This is a genomic window from Sphingobium sp. AntQ-1 (assembly GCF_028538045.1).
Taxonomy (GTDB): Bacteria; Pseudomonadota; Alphaproteobacteria; order Sphingomonadales; family Sphingomonadaceae; genus Sphingobium; species Sphingobium cupriresistens.
Map to the genome: position 1 here is coordinate 3214483 of NZ_CP117158.1, position 17125 is coordinate 3231607.

Consider the following 17125-nt stretch of genomic DNA (forward strand, 5'->3'; position numbering starts at 1 on the left):
ATGCCCAAGATCATTGATGCCAAGGTCATCGTGACCTCCCCCGGTCGCAATTTCGTTACCCTCAAGATCATCACCGAAGACGGGGTCTACGGCCTCGGCGACGCGACGCTCAACGGCCGCGAATTGTCGGTCGCCAGTTATTTGCAGGATCATGTCGTCCCCTGCTTGATCGGCCGCGACGCGCACCGGATCGAGGATATCTGGCAATATCTCTACAAGGGCGCTTATTGGCGGCGCGGTCCCGTCACCATGTCGGCCATCGCCGCCGTCGATACCGCGCTCTGGGACATCAAGGGCAAGCTGGCGGGCCTGCCGGTCTATCAATTGCTGGGCGGGGCGAGCCGGGAAAGCGTGATGGTCTACGGCCATGCCAATGGCGCCAGTATCGAGGATACGGTCGCCGTCGCGCTCGACTATCAGCGCCAGGGTTACAAGGCGATCCGCATCCAGTGCGGCGTGCCGGGCATGGCGTCCACCTATGGCGTGTCGAAGGACAAATATTTCTACGAACCGGCCGACGCCGACCTGCCGACCGAAAATGTCTGGAACACCAGCAAATATCTGCGCGTCGTTCCCGAACTGTTCAAGGCGGCGCGCGAAGCACTGGGCTGGGACGTGCATCTGCTGCATGACATCCATCACCGCCTGACTCCGATTGAAGCGGGCCGTCTGGGCAAGGATCTGGAGCAATATCGTCCTTTCTGGCTGGAAGATGCCACGCCGGCCGAAAATCAGGAAGCGTTCAAGCTGATCCGCCAGCACACCACGACGCCGTTGGCCGTGGGCGAGATTTTCAATTCGATCCACGACTGCCGCGAGCTGATCGAAAACCAGCTGATCGACTATATCCGCGCCACCGTGGTTCATGCCGGCGGCATCAGCCACCTGCGCAAGATCGCGAACTTGGCCGACCTTTATCAGGTCCGCACTGGTTGCCACGGCGCGACCGACCTGTCGCCGGTCTGCATGGCCGCCGCGCTGCATTTCGACCTGAGCGTCCCCAATTTCGGCGTGCAGGAATATATGCGCCACACGCCCGAAACCGACGCGGTTTTCCCGCACGCCTACACCTTTGCTGATGGGGCCATGCATCCGGGTGAAGCGCCCGGTCTGGGCGTCGATATCGACGAGGACCTGGCCGCCCAATATGAATATAATCGCGCCTTCCTGCCGGTGAACCGGCTGGAAGACGGCACCATGTTCAACTGGTGATCCCTTGACCCATCCGCAAACATCTCCGTCGTTCCCGCGCAGGCGGGAATCCATCGCGCCATCTCGCGCCTTGCTTCGTGCCGATAGATGGATCCCCGCCTGCGCGGGGATGACCAATGCTTGTTGGAAAGCCCGATGAATGCCATCCCCAAGCCATCCGGCCCAAAGCCATCCGGCCCAAAGCCATCCGGCCCCAAGCCATCCGGCCCAAAGCCATCCGGCCCAAAGCCATCCGGCCCAAAGCCATCCGGCCCAAAGCCATCCGGCCCAAAGCCATCAGGCCCAAAGCCATCAGGCCCAAAGCCATCAGGCCCAAAGCCATCAGGCCCAAAGCCATCAGGCCCAAAGCCATCAGGCAAAGTCCGCTGGATCGTCTGCGGCTTGTTGTTTGCGGCGGTCGTGCTGTCCTATGTCGATCGCCTCGTCCTGCCGACATTGAAGCCTGACCTTCAGGCCCGCTATGGCTGGAGCGAACGCGGCTATGCCGATCTCGCCATCTGGTTCCAGGCGGGCTACGGCATCTCTTACGTCGTGTTCGGGCGGCTGATCGACCGGATCGGCGCGCGGGCTGGCTATGCGCTGGCTGTGACCTTGTGGACGCTGGGCCATGTCGCCCATATCTTCTTCACATCGACCGCCGGGATGCTGATCGCGCGCATTCCGCTGGCGATCGGGGAAGCGGGGACATTTCCCGCCGCTATCGCCGCGACCAACGAATGGTTCCCCAAGAAGGAACGGGCGCTCGCCATTGGCATCTTCAACGCCGGGTCGAATGTCGGGGCGATCCTGACGCCGCTGGTGGTGCCGATCATCGCGGTGACGCTGGGCTGGCGCTGGGCGTTCATTCTGACCGGCCTGCTGACCGTGGTCTGGCTGGCCGTCTGGCTGAGCTTCTACCGCACGCCGCGCCAGAAAAAGAGCCTGTCGGCCGAAGAACTGGCCTGGATCGAAACCGATCCCGTAGAACCCCAGCGCCCGGTCAAATGGGCGACCCTGTTCCGCCATCGCCAGACCTGGGCCTATATGGCGGGGCGCTTCCTGATTGATCCGGTCTGGTGGACCTTCCTCTTCTGGCTGCCCGATTTCTTCAACAAACAATATGGCGTCAAGATGCTGGACTTTGGCCCGCCGCTGATTGCGGTCTATCTGCTGGCCGATGTCGGGTCGGTCGCGGGCGGATGGGCCTCCTCGCGCTTCATGGGGCGGGGATGGAGCCTCAATCGCGCGCGCAAAGGCGCGATGTTGCTCGCCGCGCTCTGCGCCGTGCCGATCGCCTTTGCCGCCAGCGCGCCATCCATGTGGGTGGCGGTCGGCCTCATCGGCCTGGCCTGCGCCGGGCATCAGGGCTTTTCCGCTAATCTCTATGCGCTGCCCGGTGATGTCTTTCCGCGCCGGATGGCGGGATCGGTCGTCGGTCTTGGCGGCCTTTCGGGTGCGGTCGGGGGTATGATGATGGCCAAATTCGCGGGCGTCATCCTCGACACGGTGGGCAGTTACGGCCCGATCTTCGCGGTCGCCTCCTGCGCCTATCTGATGGCGCTGGGCGTCATCCATCTTCTCCTGCCCCGCTATCAGGCGGTGCTTGTTCCCCTTCCAGAGACTCGCGCATGACGAAGCCCTTACGCCTGCACCCCGACCGCCTGTTCCCGTCCGATCCCGCCACCCGCGATATGGCGCGGCGCCTCTATGCGGCGGTCAGGGATCTGCCGATCATCAGCCCGCACGGCCATACCGATCCGCGCTGGTTCGCCTATGACGCGCCTTTCGCCAATCCCGCCCAACTGCTGATCGTGCCCGATCATTATGCCTTCCGCATGTTGATGAGCCAGGGTGTGACGCTGGACGAACTGGGCGTGCCGACCGTCGATGGCAGCGCGACCGAAAGCGATCCGCGCGCCATCTGGCGGCGCTTTGCCGAGCGTTACTATCTGTTCCGGGGCACGCCCACGCGGATGTGGATGGACTGGGTCTTTGTCGAGGCGTTCGGCATCGATGTGCAGTTGGAAGCGGACACCGCCGATCACTATTACGACATGATCGATACCGCGCTGAGGACCGACGCCTTCCGCCCGCGCGCCCTGTTCGAACGCTATAATATCGAAGTGATCGCAACCACCGAAGGGCCGCTCGATCCGCTCGACCATCACCGCGCGATCCGGGCGTCGGGCTGGGGCGGCCGGGTCGTCACCGCCTATCGTCCCGACCCGGTGCTGGACCCCGACGACCCGCATTTCATCGCCAACGTCCAGCGCTTCTGCGCCATGGCGGGTGAGGATGCAGGCAGCTATGCCGGATATCTCCGCGCCCACGAAAAGCGCCGCGCCGATTTCCGCGAAGCCGGCGCGACCTCCACTGACCACGGCCATCCGTCCGCCTTCACCGCCAACCTGCCGCGCGAAGAGATTGAGGCGCTTTACGCCAAAGTCACGACCGGCCCCGTCACGGCCGGAGAAGCAGAACTGTTCCGCGGACATATGCTGACTGAAATGGCGCGCATGGCGATCGAGGACGGCATGGTGATGCAATTGCACCCCGGCGTCCATCGCAGCCATAACGCCGCCGTGCTGGCCCGCTTCGGCAAGGACAAGGGCGGCGACATCCCGACCGCGGGCGAATTCGTGCAGGCGTTGAAGCCCTTGCTCGACGCTTATGGCAATGACCCGCGCCTGACCCTGATCCTCTTCACCCTGGACGAGGATGTCTATGCCCGCGAACTCGCCCCGCTGGCGGGCCACTACCCCGCGCTCAAGCTGGGGCCGCCCTGGTGGTTCCATGACAGCCCGGAAGGGATGCGCCGTTTTCGCGAGCGCACAACCGAAACCGCGGGTTTCTACAACATGGTCGGCTTCAACGACGATACCCGCGCCTTCCTTTCGATCCCGGCGCGGCATGACGTCGCCCGCCGCATGGACTGCGCCTGGCTGGCCCAACTGGTCGCCGAACATCGGCTGGAGGAGGATGAGGCGGTCGAAGTCGCCCGTGCGCTCGCCTATGATCTGGTCAAGGCGGCGTACAAGCTGTGAGCCGGCTCTCCTCTCAAACGCTGGCGCAATTGCCCGCCGATGTGATCCGCCCCGCCTATGACCGAGCCGCCGTCAAGTGCGGCGTGGTCCATATCGGCATCGGCGCCTTCCATCGCGCGCATCAGGCGGTCATATTCGACAATGCGCTTAACGCCGGCGACTTGCGCTGGGGGATCGTCGCCGCCTCGCTGCGGTCGCCGGGCGTGCGCGATCAGATGCAGCCGCAGGACGGCCTCTATACCATGCTGGTGCGCGATGGCGCAGCACAGCGGGCGCGGGTGATCGGCGCAGTCCAGCGCATCATCGTCGCGCCGGAGGAGCCGCAGGCTTTGCTCGCCGCGCTGGCTTCTCCCGACACCCATATCGTCACGCTAACCATCACCGAGAAGGGCTATAAGCTCGACCCGGCGACCGGCGCGCTGATCGAAGCCGATCCGCAACTGGCCGTCGACATGGTTTCGCTCGACGCGCCGCAAACCGCGCCCGGCTATCTGGTCGCCGCGCTGGCGCGTCGCCGTGCGGCCGGACTGTCCCCCTTCACCGCGATCAGCTGCGACAATCTGCCGCATAATGGCGCGCGGTTGCGGGGCGCAGTGCTGGAACTGGCGCGCCGCCATGACGCCGCCCTGGCCGACTGGATCGCGCAGCATGGCGCTTTCCCCGAAACCATGGTCGACCGCATCGTGCCGGCGACCACGGCCGAAGACATCGCCGCGCTCGCCACGCGCCTGGGCGTGGAGGATCAGGCGATGGTCAAGACCGAGCCATTCCTGCAATGGGTGATCGAGGATCGTTTCTGCGGCCCGCGACCGAATTTCGGCGCGGGCGTGCAACTGACCGCGGCAGTCGCCCCCTGGGAAGAGGCCAAGCTGCGCCTGCTGAATGGCGCGCATAGCGGAATCGCCTATCTGAGCGGCCTGGCGGGCATCGACCATGTCCATGAAGTGCTGGCCCTGCCCGAAGCACGCCATTTCGTGGAGGCGCTTTGGGACGAGGCGGAGAGGACTTTGTCTCCACCGCCCGAACTGGACGTCGCTGCCTATCGCCGCGACCTGATGGCGCGTTTCGACAATCCGACGCTGCGTCACCGCACGCGCCAGATCGCGATGGACGGATCGCAAAAGCTGCCCCAGCGGCTGCTCGCGCCGATCGCCGCGCGCCTCAAGGCAGGGGATGGGATCGATGCCCTGGCGCTCGCCGTCGCGGCCTGGATACGCTGGCAGGCCGGGCGGGACGATAGTGGCGCACCCCATCATGTGGACGATCCGCTGGCCGAAACGATGGCTGCGGCATTAGCCGACAAACAGGACACGGCCGATCGCGTCGCGGCGATTCTTGCGTTCGATGCCGTTGTGCCGCCGGCGCTGGCGCGCGACGACAGGCTGCGCACGTCGCTGAACCCGTGGCTCGCCATCCTCGAAACAAATGGCGCTCTGGCGGCGCTGGCCGCTTTTCGCGGAGTGATGGAATAGTCGCCTATATCGTTACCAGTCGCGTTGCTTGAGCGTCTTGACAAAGTCGCAGGCAGGTTTATTAAAGTGAAAGTGATAGCGCTACCAGTTTACGCTCACCGGAAGTTCGGGGGCCGCGCTCAGGAGAGGGGTTTGTTCATGTCTTCACGCACCCATATATTTCGTACCGCCCTGTTTGCGGCTTCCGCGGTCGGATCGCTGAGCCTGGCTCAGGCGGCAATAGCGCAGGCGGCCGCGCCGCAGGCCGATCCCGCCGCCGCTGCCGCGCCGCAGGATAGCGAAGTCGCCGACATCGTCGTGACCGGCATCCGCGCTTCGCTGGCGAGCGCTACCAACGCCAAGAGGGACGCCGTCGCCTTCGGCGACTCGATCTTCGCGGAGGATATCGGTAAGCTGCCCGCCACCAACCTGGCCGAAACCCTGAACCGGATGCCGGGCGTCCGCCTCAACCGCGACATTAACGGCGAAGGCACGCAGGTCGCGATCCGCGGCCTTGGTCCCAGCTTCACCCGCGTCCTGCTCAACGGGTCGCAGCTTCAGGTCGCGTCGGACGGCGGCACCAACGGCGGCAGCGCCAACCGCGAAGTCGATCTCGACTTCTTCCCGTCCGAACTGTTCACCCGCCTCGATCTGGCCAAAAGCCCATCGCCCTCCACGCTGGAAGGCGGCATCGCAGGCACCGTCAACCTGCGTAATGCGCGGCCTTTCGACAAGCCGGGTACGCATTTCACGGTTGTCGCGCAGGGCCAATATACCGACAGCAACGACAGGATTTCGCCCCGCGGCGCGATCGTCGCCAGCCACACCACCGATACGTTCGGCATCCTGCTGGGCGTGGCCGGGGTGAAGACCAAGACGCGCGTGGATGGCTTTGAATCGCTGGGCTATAGCGACGGCAATCTGGGCGTTGGCGATCCGGGCGGCAATAATTTTTCCTGGGCGTCGGTCGTTCCTGCCAATGCGGGGCATGGACTGGTCGCTGGCCAGCCGGTCGATGTGGTCGCGACGTCGGGACTGACCCGTGACCAACTCAGCACCGCGCTCATTCCGCGCCTCGGCCGTCAGGCCCTGACGCAGGGCGACCGCTCGCGCATCTCCGCGCTGGCCGCGCTCGAATGGCGCCCCAGCGACGAACTGCATTTCGCCCTTGATGGCCTGTGGGCCAAATCGAAACGCAACTATGATCGCCTGATCATGAACTGGCAGGTGCGTAATTCCGGTCCCGGCACCAGCGCCCAGTCGACCGGCGGCATGATCCCGATCGACTTGACCGTGGACGATAATGGCGTCGTCACCAGCGGCACCTTCGCCAACAGCTCTTTCTTCCTGGAAGCCAGCCAGTTCAAGCAGACGACCAAATTCTGGAACATCAACCCCAGCGTCGAATGGAAGCCGGCGGACAATCTGACCGTCAACCTGTCGGCCAACTGGTCCAAGAGCCGTTTCTTCCGCGAACAGCCGACCTGGGCGTTCCAGACTGCGCCAGGGTCTGGCGTCGATGTCTATTATGATAATACCGGCCAAGGCGATTACCCCGCGATCACCACCAATGTCGATCTGAACGATCCCAATAACGGCCTGTGGGAATGGTATCGCCAGAATATCGCGCTGGTGCGCCGCACCACCGAAACCAAGGGCGCGCATCTGGACCTGAGCTACGGCGACGCGATGTTCAACGTGAAGGTCGGCGCGGCCTATGACCGCGCGCAACGCACCATCCGCGCCTATGACAACAGCCCGGCCTATCAGTTGTCCGTATGCGGCGCCGGCTGCACCGGGGATAGCGGCTCAATCCCGACCAGCGCCATTCCGGGCTATCTCAGTCCCGGATCGACCACCAATTTCGGCCATCTCGCCAACGGCAATATCGGCTTTACCAGATATATCATGCCCGATTTCGATGCCATCAAGCAGGCGACCGATTATGTCAGCTATCGTGACAACGCGCCGGAAACGCGCGGCGCCGTCACCGGCGGCGCGACCGGCGACATGGATGAAGAAGTTTGGGGCGCTTATTTCGAACTGAACGGGGTCACGACGATCGCGGGTCGCGATCTGCATATCAACACCGGTATGCGTTACGCCCGCACCCGGCAGGAGGTGATCGGACCCAGCCAGATCGGATCGCAGATCATCGATATCACATCGCGGTCGACATATGAGAATTTCCTGCCGTCGATCAACCTGACCTATGACGTCATGGATAATGTGAAATTGCGTGCTTCGGCTTCGCGGACCATGACTCGCCCCGACGCCAGTCAGATTCTGCCAGGCATCACTTTCTCCGACCCGTCGGCTTTGGTCGCCAGTGCGGGCAACCCGGATCTCAAGCCCTACACGTCGGACAATTATGACATCGGCGGCGAAATCTACACCGGCGGCATCGGCTATGTCGGCGTGTCGATGTTCATGAAGAATATCACCGGCTTCACCGTCACCCAGTCGCAGGAAGTCAGCTTCGGTTCGCTCAACATTCCGTTCGCCAGTCTGATCGCAACCCAGCAAAATGCGTTGAATGACCGATCGCTCCAGACGGGGGTGCCGGTGTCCGATCTGCCGATCACCGTCAACCGCCCCATCAACCTGTCTGATCTCAAGATCAAGGGGCTGGAAGTCACCTGGGTTCAGCCGCTCGACTTCCTGGTGAAGGGTTTGGGCTTCTCGGCGAACGGCACCTATTTGGACCAGTCTTCCTCGTCCGGTCTGGTGGCGACCGGCGTTTCCAAATATTCATATAATCTCCAGGGCTTCTATGAAAATAACGGCCTGTCGCTCAGCCTGAATTATGTCTGGAACGACGATGCCATTGCGGTGAATCGTCCGCAAAACGGCATCCAGAATGCGTCGCTCCGGTCCGAAGCGCGTGGTCAGCTCGATATGTCGGCGGGCTATCAACTACCCTTCTTCAACAAGGCGCTGCGTCTGACGGTTGATGCGCTCAACATCACCAATGAGCCGATCCGCACCCTGTTCGAATATGATAATGCGCCCTATTCGGTCTATTATCCTGGTCGCACGATCATGGCCGGCATCCGGGCGAATTTCTGATCCTCCCCCAAGGACACCTCATAGGGTCGGTGGCGACGCCGACCCTTTTTCGTGAAGAGGCGGCGCTTCCAATGTTGGATTTTATCTGATCTCTTCTGTCCCATGAAGCCGCATCGCCACCGCCCACTCCGCATCCTGGACCGCCCGCCGCCCGCCGGGGCGTTCACCCTCGTCACGCATCGGACGGGCTGCTGTGACCCAGGTGGCGCGTCGCCGTCGCGTCGCGATGATCCGACGGAAGCGTCGTCGATAAGCGGGCATTGCGGCCGTGTCGCGTCGCAGCCGCTTTGGCAGCGCATCTCCGGCGCAAAAGCGCGCCAATGCGAAACCAGTGACGGTGTGAACTTCGCGGCCGTGACCCGGTCATGACCTTGCAAGGAAGGCGATGATGCGTCTCTCTCTCCTGTTATGCTTTCCGTTCGCCCTCCTTGCGACGCCGGCTCAGGCGAAGACCTGCACCCCCAATTGGGTCGCGGGCTGGGCGTCTTCGCAATTCCGCCCTACCGGCGACGCAGAACTGCCCGCCGGCACGCTGGCGAACCGGACGCTGCGCCAGATCGTCCGACCATCCGTGTCGGGCAACCGGATTCGCGTGCGCATCTCCAACCTTGCCGGGACCAGGCCGCTTATGCTGGCTGGCGCCAGTATCGCCCGCGCGCGCGATTCATCATCCGCTGCGATCGATCCCGCCACGCTGATCGCGCTGCGCTTTGACGGAAAGCCAGATGTCATCGTCCCGGCGGGCGCGGATTATCTATCCGACCCCGTGCCGCTGCCGACCAGGGCGCTCGACAGTATCGCGGTGTCGATCCACTATGCGGGTGATCCTGAACAGACGTCGCACCCCGGATCGCGCGCGACATCCTGGCATTTGCCCGGCGATCATCTGGGCGATAAGGCCATGGCCGGCGCCGACCATTTCGACCATTGGTTCAACCTGGCGGCGCTCGAAGTCGAACGCTGCGCGCCGGCGAAACTGATCGTCGCGCTGGGCGACTCCATCACCGACGGGAAGGGGGCGACGACCAACGGCAATGACCGCTGGACCGATCGGCTGGCGGAGCGGTTGCAAGCCGACCCGAAGCGCCGTCCTATCGCCATCGTCAACCAGGGGATCGGCGGCAACCGGTTGCTCGATGACGGGCTTGGCCCCAATGCGCTGGCGCGGCTGGACCGCGATGTGCTGGCCCAGCCCGGCGTCACCCATATGATACTGCTGGAGGGGATCAACGATCTGGGCACACTGACCCGCGACGCGCCCGTGAGCGTGGCGGCGCACCAGGCGCATGTCGCCCGCATCATCGGCGCCTATCGCCAGATCATCGCCCGCGCCCATGCCAAGGGGATCAAGGTGATCGGCGCGACCGTGATGCCCTTCGTCGGCAATGGCTATTATCATGCCGATGCCCGGAATGAGGCGGATCGGCAGGCGGTGAACGCCTGGATCAGGACGCCGGGCCATTTCGATGCGGTGATCGATTTCGACCGCGTGACCCGCGACCCGGCGCATCCCGACCGCCTGTTGCCCGCCTATGACGAAGGCGACGCGCTGCATCCCTCGCCAAAGGGGTATAAGGCGATGGGGGATGCGATCCCGCTCAGCCTTTTCGATTGATCCGCCTGTGCCCCGCCTCCAGCACCGTCTCCATCGCGACGAAGGTGGATGTGCTGGCGACATGGGGCAGGGCGCTGATCTTCTCGCCCAGCACCATGCGATAACGGCGGATATCGGCGGTGCGCACTTTAAGGAGATAGTCGAAATTGCTCGCCAGCATATGACATTCCTCGACCTCCGGGATGCGCCGCACCGCTGCATTGAATTCGCGCAGCGCCGCTTCCCGCGTGTCGCTCAACTTCACTTCGGTAAAGGCGATATGGTCCATGCCCAATTTCGCCGGATCGACGATCGCCCGAAAGCCGCGAATGACGCCCGCTTCCTGCAAGCGTTTCAGCCGCACCTGGCAGGGCGTCTTGGACAGGCCGACCTGCGCGGCAAGATCGGTGACGGTCATCCTCCCGTCTTCGACCAGGGCGGCGATGATCCGCCGGTCGAAATCGTCCAGATCGACCGCTTTGGGCATATTCTCCATCTTATCTGCCTAGCAAGGCCCTCTTAATAAGTCACTTCGACTTGTGGAGAGCCGTTGATAAGGCGGAACGAAAATTCGACCTGGGTTATTCTGGTTGCATGACAGATCAGCCCTTCGCCAACTTCGCACCCGCCATCCGCCAGCCCACCCCGCTGCGGGAAGCGATCACCGCCGCCTATCGCCGTGACGAGGCGGAGGCGCTGGCGCCGCTCATCGCGTCGGCAACCATGCCGGACGCAACGAAGGCTGCGATTGCCGACACCGCCCGCACTCTCGTCACCGCGCTGCGCGCCAATCACAAGGGCACCGGGGTCGAAGGGCTGGTGCAGGAATATGCGCTGTCCAGTCAGGAGGGCGTGGCGCTGATGTGCCTGGCCGAAGCGTTGCTCCGTATTCCCGACACCGCCACCCGCGACGCGCTGATCCGCGACAAGATCGCCGATGGCGACTGGGGTTCGCATCTGGGCGGGGACAAGTCGCTGTTCGTCAATGCCGCCACCTGGGGCCTGGTCGTCACCGGCAAGCTGGTCGGCAGCGTCGATGATCGCGGGCTGGGCGCAGCGCTGACCCGCCTTGTCGCCCGCGCCGGCGAGCCGGTCATCCGCCGCGGTGTGGACCTGGCGATGCGGATGATGGGCGAACAGTTCGTCACCGGCGAGACGATCAAGGAAGCATTGAAGCGCGCCAAGGAACTGGAGTCAAAGGGCTTCGCCTATAGCTATGACATGCTGGGCGAAGCGGCGACCACCGCTGCCGATGCGAAGCGCTATTATGCCGATTATGAACAGGCGATCCATGCCATCGGCAAGGCATCGGCCGGGCGCGGCATTTATGCCGGGCCGGGCATATCAATAAAGCTGTCGGCGCTGCATCCGCGCTATGTCCGGGCGCAGGCCGATCGCGTAATGGGCGAATTGCTGCCGGCGGTGAAGAAGCTGGCGCTGCTGTCGAAGAGCTACGACATCGGCCTCAACATCGACGCGGAGGAGGCCGATCGGCTCGAACTGTCGCTCGACCTGCTGGAAAGCCTGGCGATCGACCCGGACCTGACCGGCTGGAACGGGCTTGGCTTCGTGGTGCAGGGCTATGGCAAACGCTGCCCGTTCGTCATCGACTGGATCGTCGATCTGGCGCGCAGGGCCGACCGCCGGATCATGGTGCGGCTGGTCAAGGGCGCCTATTGGGATGCGGAGATCAAGCGGGCGCAGGTCGACGGTCTGCCGGACTTTCCGGTCTATACCCGCAAGGTCCATACCGATGTCGCCTATGTCGCCTGCGCGCAGAAGCTGCTGGCCGCGCCCGATGCGGTATTCCCCCAATTCGCGACCCATAATGCCCAGACGCTCGCGACCATCTATCAACTGGCAGGGTCGGACTTTAAGATCGGCCAATATGAGTTCCAGTGTCTTCACGGCATGGGCGAGCCGCTCTACGAACAGGTGGTCGGCGCCGGAAAACTGGACCGCCCCTGCCGCATCTATGCGCCGGTCGGCACGCATGAGACGCTGCTCGCTTATCTCGTCCGCCGTCTGCTGGAAAACGGCGCGAACAGCAGCTTCGTCAATCGCATCGCCGATCCCAACGTCTCGATCGAGGAGATGATCGCCGATCCGGCCGATGTCGTGCGCGCCATGGCGCATCCCGGCCATCATCATGACCAGATCGCATTGCCGGCCGATCTCTATCCCGACCGCCGCAATTCGGATGGGCTGGACCTTAGCAACGAAGCCACGCTCGCCAGCCTGGGCGATGTTCTGCGCCACAGCGCGTCGCTCGGCTGGACGGCTGCGCCCGACGATGCGGCTGGCCCCTCGCGCACGGTGTTCAACCCCGCCGATCATCGCGATGTGGTGGGCCGCGTCACCGAAGCATCGGTAAAAGAGGCGCGCGCCGCCGCCATCTGCGCAGCCGCGTCGCGCTGGTCCGATAGCCCGGTCGCCGATCGCGCCGCTGTGCTGGACCGCGCCGCCGATGCGATGCAGGCGCGGATGCCGATCCTGCTGGGCCTGATCGTGCGGGAGGCGGGCAAGTCTTTGCCCAACGCCATTGCCGAAGTGCGCGAGGCGATCGACTTTTTGCGCTATTATGCCGCGCAGGCGCGCACGACCTTCGGCCCGGCGCAGGCCGCGCTGGGTCCGGTCACCTGCATCAGTCCTTGGAACTTCCCGCTCGCCATCTTCACGGGACAAGTGGCCGCGGCTCTGGTCGCGGGCAATCCGGTGCTGGCAAAGCCAGCCGAGGAAACCCCGCTGATCGCGGCCGAGGCGGTCCGCCTGCTCCATGAGGCGGGCGTGCCTGCCGATGCGCTGCAACTGCTGCCCGGCGACGGCCGCATCGGCGCGGCGCTGGTCGCGGCGCCCGAAACCGCCGCGGTCATTTTCACCGGATCGACCGAGGTCGCCCGCCTGATCCAGCGCCAGCTTTCCACGCGCCTGTCCGCAGATGGCAAGCCCATCCCGCTCATTGCAGAGACCGGCGGCCAGAATGCGATGATTGTGGACAGCAGCGCGCTCGCCGAACAGGTGGTGGCCGATGTTATCGCCTCCGCCTTCGACAGCGCGGGCCAGCGCTGTTCGGCGCTGCGCATCCTGTGCCTGCAGGAAGACGTCGCCGACCGGACGCTGACGATGCTCAAGGGGGCGCTCGCCGAATTGCGGATTGGCCGCACCGACGCGCTGAAGGTTGACATCGGCCCGGTCATCAGCGCGGAGGCGCGTGACGGCATCAACGCCCATATCGACGCGATGCAGGCGCTGGGCCGCAAGGTCGAACAAAGCCCGCTGCCGCCGGAAGCGACCCACGGCACCTTCGTGCCGCCGACGATCATCGAGATCGAGTCCATCGCCGATCTCAACCGCGAAGTCTTCGGCCCCGTTCTGCACGTGCTGCGGTTTCGGCGCGACCGGCTGGACGCGCTGGTCGACCAGATCAACGCCACCGGCTACGGCCTGACCTTTGGCCTGCATACCCGGCTGGACGAGACGGTGGCGCGGGTCACGGCGCGGGTGAAGGTCGGCAATATCTACGTGAACCGCAACGTCATCGGTGCGATCGTGGGCGTGCAGCCCTTTGGCGGTTGCGGCCTGTCGGGCACCGGCCCCAAGGCTGGCGGGCCGCTCTATCTGGGGCGGCTGGTCACGACGCCGCCGGTGTTCGCGGCGCGGGTCAGTCATTTGCGCTCGCCGCTGCACGCCTTCGCCGACTGGCTCGACGCGCAGGGCGATGGCGACGCGGCGACACAGGCGCGCCGCGCCGGCGACGCCTCTGCGCTGGGCGTCGAATTGGCGCTGCCGGGGCCGGTGGGCGAGCGCAACATCTACGCCCTGCATCCGCGCGGTCGCATCCTGATGCGCCCGGCGACGCGGCAGGGGCTGTTCCGCCAGATGGCGGCGGTGCTGGCGACCGGCAATCATGGCGTGGTGCAGGGGATGACGATCCCGGCCGGCCTGCCCGCCGACGTCGCCGCCTGCTTCAGCACCGACGCCACCGGCCATTATGCCGCCGCGCTGGTGGAAGGGGACGCCGCCAAGGTCGCCGCGACCGCCCAGTGCGTCGCCGATCTGCCCGGCCCGATCGTGTCGGTCCATGCCGACGATCATGGTCATGGCTATTGCCTGGACTGGTTGCTGGAAGAGCAGTCAACCTCCATCAACACCACGGCGGCGGGGGGCAATGCCAGCCTGATGATGATCGGATAAAGGGCGCGCGCGTCTTTTCGGTCCGGCCATTGCGCCTTTGGTCGCGGCGGCTATAGATTTGTCGCTCTGTTCCGGAGCGCACCCCATGGCATCTACCTCTTCTGCAAAGCCCAGCTTCGCGCCCATCAAGACGCGGCGGGCGTTCGAGATCATCTGCGAGCAGATCCGCGCGCAATTGGCCGCGGGCACGCTCAAGGCCGGGGACAAGCTGCCGGCCGAGCGCGAGTTGGCGGTCGAGTTCCAGGTCAGCCGCAGCGCGCTGCGCGAGGCGCTGCGCAGCCTGGAGGTCGCCGGGATCATCCGAAATGTGAAGGGGGCGAAGGGCGGGGCATTCGTGCAGACGGCAGAACCCGACCGGATCGTGCAGGCGATGCAGGATTATGTCCACCTGGGCGATATCTCGCTGAATGAACTGACCGAGGCGCGGCTGGCGTTGCAGGACATCATCGTGCGGCTGGCCTGCGAGCGGGCGACCGAGACGGACCTGACCGACCTGGAGGCGATCGCCGAGCGGACGAGGCGGGAAACGAGTGTCGAGGCGCGTTACCAATGCGCCGTCGAATATTATGCCGTGCTGGCGCGGGCGACCAAGAACCGCATCTTCGGCATCTTCGTCGATTCCCTTTCGGCGATCCTGCATGAATTCGTGCAAGGACCGGATTATGAGACGTTGCAGCAGTCATTGATCGAATCCCGATTCCGGCTGGTGCGGCAGTTGCGGGCGAAGGACAGCGAGGCTGCGGTGGCGGAGATGCGCAAGCATCTGGAGCGGGTGCATCGCCATGTCCGCAAGAACAGCAAGGCGGCGGCCAAGGGCTGACCTTCGCGCCTGGCCGGGCGTCTGACAGGGGCGTTTGAAACAGCGAGTTGGACAGTTGTACGCGATTGACGCCCCACGACCGCCGTGCAATAGGTAGGACCATTGAATAATTGGTTCGACAGGCGAGTGAGGCTATGGCGGAAGAGAGCAAGGCGGCGACGGTTGGCGCCCTGGATGGCGTGCGGGTGCTGGATTTCACCAGCGTCATGGCCGGGCCGTTCGCGACGCGGATGCTGGCCGACCTGGGCGCCGAAGTCATCAAGGTGGAATCGCTGGATGGCGACCAGGTCCGCGCGCGGCCGCCCAAGCGGGATGGCTTCAGCGCCTATTTCGGCAATTTGAACGCGGGCAAGCAGAGCATCGCCTGCAACCTTAAATCCCCCGAAATCATCGCCCTCATCAAGGATTTGATTGCGACCTGCGACATATTGGTGGAAAATTTCCGGCCCGGCGTCATGGCGCGGTTCGGGCTGGACTTCGCCGCGCTGCGCGAGGCCAATCCGCGTCTCATCTACTGCTCGATCTCCGGCTATGGCCAGACCGGGCCGAAGGCGCTGTCCCCGGCCTATGCGCCCGTGATCCATGCGGCCAGCGGCTTCGACATGGTCAATCTGCGCTATCAGGACGGGGCTGACCGGCCGGCGACCAGCGGCGTCTTCATCGCCGACGTGCTGGGCGGCACCCATGCCTTTGGCGCAATCCAGGCGGCGCTGTATCAGCGTGAAAAGACGGGCGCAGGCCAGCATATCGACCTGTCGATGCTGGAGGCGATGGTGGGGATGCTGGTGTTCGAAACGCAGGAGGCGCAGTTCCCCGGCGACGCCCGGCGGCCGCTCTACACCCCGCTCAAGACCAATGACGGCTTCATCATGGTCGCGCCGACATCCCCTCGCAATTTCGAGCAATTGACAGACGCGGTCGGCCATCCCGAATGGCGCGACGATCCGCGCTTCCTGACCAATGCCGATCGCAACGCCAATTGGGCGACGCTGCTGGCGCTGACGGAGACGTGGACGCGCGAGCGCAGCGCGGAGGAGGCCGAGGCGATCCTCTCGCGCCATGGCGTGCCGTGCGGGCGCTATCGCGAAATCGATGAATTGCTGGACGATCCGCAACTGGCGTCGCGTGGCGCCTTCGCGGAAATCAGCGACGGGGCCGGCAGCTTCAAGGTGCCCAACCCGCCGTTCCGCATGAGCGGATCGCGGGTCGAGGCGCGCAACCATGTCGCCCGACTGGGTGAAGAGGGCGCGACCATATTGGGCAGGCTGGGCGTGGACGAGGCGGCGGTGGCCGCACTACAGGCGCGAGGCGACCTGCTCTAACACCCTCATTCCAGGTCGTGAAAGGGCCGGATTTCGATCTCGCTCGGTCCTGGCATGGGATTGGGGCAGCGCTTCACCCAGGCGACCGCCTCGTCCATATCCTTGACCTCCCACAGCCAGAAACCCGCGACCAATTCGCGTGGTTGGGAGAATGGGCCGTTAATGACGGTGCGTTCGGCGCCATCGAAGGCGACGCGCTTGCCTTGTGAAGAGGGGGTGAGGCCATCGGCCATCACCAGGATGCCAGCGTCGCGCAGTTCATCGTTGAAGCGGCCCATCGCGGCCATCATCGCGTCCGTTTCGGGCGAGGGCCGATAGCCTTTCTCGCTGTCTTCGGTCGCCTTCACCAGCACCATCACGCGCACCGCCTGTCTCCTTGCCGGGCGTTGGAACGATGGCGCGATTGTTCGGGAATTAGCGTCCCGGCGCAATATATTTCA

General features: G+C 64.5%; 11 protein-coding genes. 9 read left to right on the forward strand and 2 right to left on the reverse strand.

Annotation, left to right across the window (positions count from 1 at the left end; genetic code table 11):
• The 6 genes from manD to sphantq_RS16250 all read left to right on the forward strand — a co-directional run bounded on the left by manD (position 1) and on the right by sphantq_RS16250 (position 10370).
• Positions 1–1212, forward strand: coding sequence for a D-mannonate dehydratase ManD (gene manD, locus sphantq_RS16225; RefSeq protein WP_129926566.1), 1212 nt, complete (start codon positions 1–3; stop codon positions 1210–1212).
• 381 nt (positions 1213–1593) lie between these two features.
• Positions 1594–2823, forward strand: a complete 1230-nt coding sequence (locus tag sphantq_RS16230) for an MFS transporter (protein ID WP_272798993.1) — start codon at positions 1594–1596, stop codon at positions 2821–2823.
• A complete protein-coding gene (uxaC, locus tag sphantq_RS16235; RefSeq protein ID WP_066601303.1) occupies positions 2820–4235 on the forward strand; it encodes a glucuronate isomerase in 1416 nt (471 codons plus the stop codon). The genes sphantq_RS16230 and uxaC overlap by 4 nt, the downstream gene beginning before the upstream one ends.
• Complete coding sequence (locus sphantq_RS16240; protein WP_272798994.1) at positions 4232–5707, forward strand: mannitol dehydrogenase family protein; 1476 nt, start codon at positions 4232–4234, stop codon at positions 5705–5707. Before uxaC ends, sphantq_RS16240 begins: the two co-directional genes overlap by 4 nt.
• 138 nt (positions 5708–5845) lie before the next feature.
• Positions 5846–8755, forward strand: coding sequence for a TonB-dependent receptor (locus sphantq_RS16245; RefSeq protein ID WP_272798995.1), 2910 nt, complete (start codon positions 5846–5848; stop codon positions 8753–8755).
• A gap of 385 nt (positions 8756–9140) precedes the next feature.
• On the forward strand, positions 9141–10370 hold the full coding sequence (locus sphantq_RS16250; protein ID WP_443021496.1) for an SGNH/GDSL hydrolase family protein: 1230 nt from the start codon (positions 9141–9143) through the stop codon (positions 10368–10370).
• Here the strand turns inward: sphantq_RS16250 and sphantq_RS16255 are convergent.
• Complete coding sequence (locus tag sphantq_RS16255; protein WP_129926562.1) at positions 10354–10845, reverse strand: Lrp/AsnC family transcriptional regulator; 492 nt, start codon at positions 10843–10845, stop codon at positions 10354–10356. The two genes, sphantq_RS16250 and sphantq_RS16255, sit on opposite strands and share 17 nt — an antisense overlap.
• A gap of 98 nt (positions 10846–10943) precedes the next feature.
• Between sphantq_RS16255 and putA the strand changes: the two genes are divergently transcribed.
• The 3 genes from putA to sphantq_RS16270 all read left to right on the forward strand — a co-directional run bounded on the left by putA (position 10944) and on the right by sphantq_RS16270 (position 16685).
• Positions 10944–14543: a trifunctional transcriptional regulator/proline dehydrogenase/L-glutamate gamma-semialdehyde dehydrogenase gene (gene putA, locus sphantq_RS16260; RefSeq protein WP_272798996.1), complete on the forward strand. Its 3600-nt coding sequence runs from the start codon at positions 10944–10946 to the stop codon at positions 14541–14543.
• Between the two features lie 85 nt (positions 14544–14628).
• Positions 14629–15363, forward strand: a complete 735-nt coding sequence (locus sphantq_RS16265) for a FadR/GntR family transcriptional regulator (protein ID WP_272798997.1) — start codon at positions 14629–14631, stop codon at positions 15361–15363.
• Between the two features lie 134 nt (positions 15364–15497).
• Complete coding sequence (locus sphantq_RS16270) at positions 15498–16685, forward strand: CaiB/BaiF CoA transferase family protein (protein WP_272798998.1); 1188 nt, start codon at positions 15498–15500, stop codon at positions 16683–16685.
• 5 nt (positions 16686–16690) lie between these two features.
• Here the strand turns inward: sphantq_RS16270 and sphantq_RS16275 are convergent, their stop codons facing one another.
• Positions 16691–17050: a YciI family protein gene (locus tag sphantq_RS16275; RefSeq protein ID WP_066601317.1), complete on the reverse strand. Its 360-nt coding sequence runs from the start codon at positions 17048–17050 to the stop codon at positions 16691–16693.
• Positions 17051–17125 lie beyond the last annotated feature (75 nt).